The organism is Chamaesiphon polymorphus CCALA 037, assembly GCF_003003845.1.
GTDB classification, from domain to species: domain Bacteria; phylum Cyanobacteriota; class Cyanobacteriia; order Cyanobacteriales; family Chamaesiphonaceae; genus Chamaesiphon; species Chamaesiphon polymorphus.
Map to the genome: position 1 here is coordinate 1 of NZ_PVWO01000424.1, position 5252 is coordinate 5252.

The following is a 5252-nucleotide window of genomic DNA, read 5'->3' on the forward strand; positions in this document are numbered from 1 at the left end:
TTCTCAACCAGTTAAGTAACAGCAATATTCAATGGCTCAAGCAAAACGGACGCTCGCAGCAAATTGAGGCAGGGAATATCTCGATCGAACAGGCTCGATCGCCTAATTTTTTCTACTTGGTAATTCGGGGCGAACTAGTCGGTAGTATCAGCCAAAATCAGGGGGGCAGATTGGGGCGGGCGTTTGCCGCACTTGAAGAAGATGTAGATCTAGAACGAGAAATCGTCCGCTTTTCACCTGGCGACGTTTTGGGACATGTTCCGGCTGTCGAGTTAACCGCCGCAATCATGACCATTAGAGCTACCGAAAACTCAACATTACTCGCAGTTTCCTGCGAAGCACTCAGAACTAAAATCGCTGAAGATATCGGTTTTGCAGCCAGATTTTATCGTGCGATTGCGATGTTGCTATTAGAAAGGTTCTCGCGCTTAGTAAAGTATTTTTTAAGACCCAACATGGGTCAAGCTCAACCCCTCCAAGACGTGCCGTTAATTTTTGGCGAACTCAGCGATAGCGATGTTGACTGGATGCTCGGTGCTGGTAGATTGACAGAAATTGAGGCCGATCGCGTTCTGATTAGGGCTGGCGAGCAAATTGAAGACTTGTATATCGTCCTTCAAGGTACCCTCTCCGTATTTATTAAAGAAGAAAAAACAAATCGGCTGTTTAGTATTTTTGCGGCTCTTGAAAGCGAGACCGATGCTACCGATACCTCATCATTAGGGCGAGAGATCTTGTATCTCAATCGCGGTGAAATTATTGGTGAAGCCATCGCTTTAGACAATCCGATCTCAACAGCTACCGTTAGAGCATTAGATAATTCGATTTTGCTGAGAATCCCCCAACAACAACTGCTCCTCAAATTACAGCAGGATGTCGGTGCCGCAGCGCGCTTTTATCGAGTAGAATCGATGCTCCTCGCGAGTAGATTGCAAGGATTGATTAGTCGGTTGGGATACGGACGCACCCGTTACGAACCCGGACAAAGTTTAGATCTCACCGCCAACTACGAAGACGAACTCGATCTCGATATGATGGACAACCTCACTCTTGGCGGTGCGAGATTTGATTGGATGCTCAAACGCTTAACAGTTTAGTCAATCCGCGCTAGGAATGCCGAACGGCTTCTATAGATGCCAAGTGTGGCACCCAGCCAGAAAATAGCTGCCATCTCCCTGCTGTCTCGAACGGGTGCTTTACTTGCAAAGTTCGTCCGCTCGGGTTCCCCGATCGTGGCACGAACCCAATCGACGGCGCACTACGGACGGTTTCCCCGTTCGGATAAAGTGCGATGGCAAGGCTTTACGCGCATGGCTTTTTGCTATTTATCAATTTATTTGCAAATTTAAAGTGAGGTTGTCCCAGTTATTATGTCAGATTCAGGAAATAAACTATTTCGCGACGAAGCATTAGAACGGCTATCCTCGCCAGAACGACTCGACCAACTGATGAATGTCGTCAAGCCTAGAGCTTGGCTGCCTTTAGCTGGATTCGGCTCCTTAGTCGCTACGGGTTTGCTGTGGAGCATATTTGGGCGGATATCGCTCACAGTCAGCGGTCAAGGCGTACTGATCTATCCTCGCAGTGTCGTTCAATTTCAAGCACCTAGCGACGGCACGATCGTCAAACTAAATATTAAATCGGGAGACACGGTTAAAAAAGGCGATATTATCGGCACGATCGATCAGCCTTCGCTAGTCCAGCAACTCAAACAAGAAGAACAAAAACTCAGAGAACTAACCGCTCAAGCCAAAGAAAGCGATGCAGCACGGCGCACGAAATTAGCCGCACAGCGAGAGAATTTAGCCAAGCAGAAAGTTAATATCGAAACGAGCTTACAAAGAGAATCGATCGTGCCAGAATTACGGCAGAAAAATTTCGCACTACTGTCAAAGAACCTCGATGCGATCGAAAAAAGACTCAGTACCGATCGCAAAGTTTTGCCAAATCTGCGCCAAAGAAGTACCACTGCTCTGGTTCAAAAAAGAGCGGGACTCGAATCGCGCTTGGTGCAAATCAAAAACATGCTGCCGGAACTTAAAACCCAGCTAGAGGCTCGCCGCAATTTATACAAGCAAGGCATCGTGAGCGCAGATATCATGTTAGCCGCTCAAAAAGACTACGTTGACAGTTTGACCCAAATATCTACGCTCGAATCTCAAGTTAAAGAGCTAGATGTCGAACAAGTTACGGCAGAGCGACAATATTTAGATGGGGTAAATCAAAGCAACGATCTCACCACCAAACGCCAAGAACTGCAAGTTCAAAGAACGGATATTCAACGCCAATATTTACAAAGTCTCAATACTATCGACGAACTCAAAACTAGACTCCAAGACATTAACAGTCAACTTGCTAAATTAGCGCAAGAAGAACTAGAAACAAACTTTAGTATCAAAAACAATATTGAAGAGGTCAATCGTAAAATTGCTCAATTAAAACGCGAAATTCAACTAAAAACCAACATTGTCAGCGAATATGATGGCAAAGCGATCCAATTATCGGTCGTCCCAGGGCAGATAGTTAGTGCTGGCACTCGGTTGGGTTCGATTAATGCCAAAGGTACCGAAGCCAAACTGATGAGTGCCATCTACTTTGCCGATAAAGATGGACAACAAGTCAAACCGGGTATGGAAGTTCAAATCACCCCCAGTTTAATCAAGCGGGAAAGATTTGGCGGGATTCTCGGCAAGGTCAAAGAAGTCACGCCTTTTCCCGTCACCGAACAGGATATGTCCACAGTCATTGGTAACCAAGGTTTGGCCGAAAGTATGACCGCAGGCGGCAAAGCTCCCGTACAGGTATTTGCCGAACTAGATACCGCCAATACCCCCAGTGGCTACAAATGGTCTTCCTCTGGCGGCCCAGACATCAAATTATCCACAGGTACTACCGTTCAGGTGCGGGTCAAAGTAGGAGAAGTCGTGCCGATTTCTTACATCATTCCAATCTTTAAGTCAATTACGGGGATTTATTAGGAGATTATGCAAACAGCAGCAATTGATAAATCCAAGCCAACCAAGCAGTACGGACGAGCGCGCACGCCCACAGTACTGCAAATGGAAGCGGTAGAATGCGGGGCGGCTGCTCTGGGCATTATCTTGGCCTATTACAAGCGGCTGGTACCCTTGACCGAATTGCGGGTTGAGTGTGGGGTTTCTAGAGATGGTAGCAAAGCGTCTAACGTCCTCAAGGCCGCTCGACTGTACGGTTTAAATGCCAAAGGATTTAAAAGATCCATCGAAGAAGCTCGATCGATTAAACCCCCGTTTATCGCATTCTGGAACTTCAATCACTTCGTCGTCATCGAAGGATTTGTCGGCAAAGACGTCTACATCAACGATCCTGCCGCAGGGCCGAAAAAACTTACCTTCGATGAATTCGATCGCGCATTCACTGGCGTGGTGCTGGTGATGGAACCAGGTGAGGATTTTAAGAAAGGTGGCAAGAAAAAGGGCATCGTTCCTGGATTAGTCGCTAGATTGAAAAGCTCGCGTTCGGCTCTGATTTTTTGCTTGATTACCGGGCTGTTTTTGACGATTCCCCGCTTGGCAATACCCGCTTTTATGCAGGTATTTATCGATGAAATTTTGGTCGAAAATCGGGGAGAGTGGTTGCGACCATTGCTAATCGGGATGGCGATGACCGCCTTGATTACTGGACTATTGGCTCAATTACGGCTGACTTATCTGCGCCGATTATTGCTGAAGCTGTCGATTACCATGTCCGGTCAATTTCTGTGGCATACGATCCGATTGCCAATTGGCTTTTATGCCCAACGCTTTGCGGGAGAAATCAGCAGTCGCGCTCAACTTAATAATAAAGTAGCAATGACGCTCTCAGGGCAGTTGGCAACCACTGTTATCGATTCGATCATGATGGTTTTTTATGCCATCATCATGTTTTTCTACGATCCATTATTGACCGCGATCTCGATCGCTTTTGCCGCTGCCAACTTTGTAGCCTTACAGGCGATGTCTCGCAACCGCGTCGATACCAATACCAGACTGTCTCAAGAAACGGGCAAGGTTGCTGGGGTGGCAATTAGTGGCATCCAGACCATCGAAACCGTCAAAGCCAGCGGCTTGGAGGCTGACTTATTTGCTAAGTTTGCGGGCTACTATGCCAAAACGATCAATGCCCAACAGGAATTAGGACTCCCGACCAGAGTGTTGGGGGCATTACCTTCAGTTTTGACATCTCTGGCGGTGACATCGATTTTAGTCTTGGGTGGATTTCGGGTGATGGAAGGTACGCTGAGTATCGGTAGACTGATTGCCTACCAATCGCTGACTCAGGAATTTCTCAAGCCTGTAAGCAACTTGGTGACTTTTGGCAGTACATTACAAGAGTTGGAAGCAGATTTAAATCGCCTCGATGATGTCTTGGAAAATCCGATCGATCCCGAATCAGAACGAGCCATCGATGTGGGGCACAGCATCGACAACTACAGTGAAGATTCTTTTAAATTGCAAGGCTATGTGGAGCTACAGAATCTCACCTTTGGCTACAATCGCTTGGGAGACCCACTAATCCAAGATTTGAACTTGAGGTTGAACCCCGGCCAAAGAGTCGCCCTCGTCGGCGGTAGCGGTTCGGGTAAATCTACGGTTGCCAAGTTAATTACCGGACTGTATCCAACCTGGTCTGGCGAAATTCTCTTAGATGGCAGACAACGCCACCAAATTCCTCGTCCCGTCCTGACTAGTTCCCTGGCAATGGTCGAGCAAGAAATTTTTCTATTTGCTGGTACGGTGCGCGAAAATCTCACCCTGTGGGATTCCACTGTACCGGAAGAAGATTTGATTAGAGCTTGCGAGGATGCTGCGATCCACGATCTGATTTTAAATATGCCGGGGGGCTACAATTGCCAGCTCAGTGAAGGCGGTCAGAATCTCAGCGGCGGGCAACGCCAGCGGCTAGAAATTGCCAGAGCATTGGTTCGCAATCCAGCGGTATTGGTGCTCGATGAAGCTACGAGCGCGCTCGATGCCGAAACCGAGCAAATCATCGATCGAAATCTGCGGCGGCGCGGTTGTTCCTGTATTGTCGTCGCTCACCGACTCAGTACCATTCGCGACTGCGATGAAATTATTGTCTTGTCGAAGGGTCGGGTGGTGCAGCGAGGTACCCATGAGGAGTTACGCAGCAGCCCTGGAGCTTATACCCGCTTAATCGGCACTCAGACAGCTTAGTGAGGGAGAGGATGAGAGGGGGAGAGAGGGAGCGGCTCGCTCCGGTCGGGTCTCCCG

At 48.0% G+C, this 5252-nt stretch carries 4 protein-coding genes; all 4 read left to right on the forward strand.

The window, feature by feature from the left end:
- The coding region (locus C7B77_RS23450) for a cyclic nucleotide-binding domain-containing protein (RefSeq protein WP_106310631.1) at positions 1-1097 on the forward strand (1097 nt) is incomplete at its 5' end.
- A gap of 36 nt (positions 1098-1133) precedes the next feature.
- On the forward strand, positions 1134-1349 hold the full coding sequence (locus C7B77_RS23455) for a hypothetical protein (RefSeq protein ID WP_106310633.1): 216 nt from the start codon (positions 1134-1136) through the stop codon (positions 1347-1349).
- 21 nt (positions 1350-1370) lie between these two features.
- A complete protein-coding gene (locus C7B77_RS23460) occupies positions 1371-2978 on the forward strand; it encodes an NHLP bacteriocin system secretion protein (protein ID WP_106310635.1) in 1608 nt (535 codons plus the stop codon).
- 6 nt (positions 2979-2984) lie between these two features.
- Complete coding sequence (locus C7B77_RS23465; protein ID WP_106310637.1) at positions 2985-5195, forward strand: NHLP family bacteriocin export ABC transporter peptidase/permease/ATPase subunit; 2211 nt, start codon at positions 2985-2987, stop codon at positions 5193-5195.
- Positions 5196-5252 lie beyond the last annotated feature (57 nt).

Coding starts and splice junctions, on each gene's coding strand:
- C7B77_RS23455 (WP_106310633.1), top strand. CDS start 1,134: ATGCCAAGTGTGGCACCCAGCCAGAAAATAGCTGCCATCTCCCTGCTG.
- C7B77_RS23460 (WP_106310635.1), top strand. CDS start 1,371: ATGTCAGATTCAGGAAATAAACTATTTCGCGACGAAGCATTAGAACGG.
- C7B77_RS23465 (WP_106310637.1), top strand. CDS start 2,985: ATGCAAACAGCAGCAATTGATAAATCCAAGCCAACCAAGCAGTACGGA.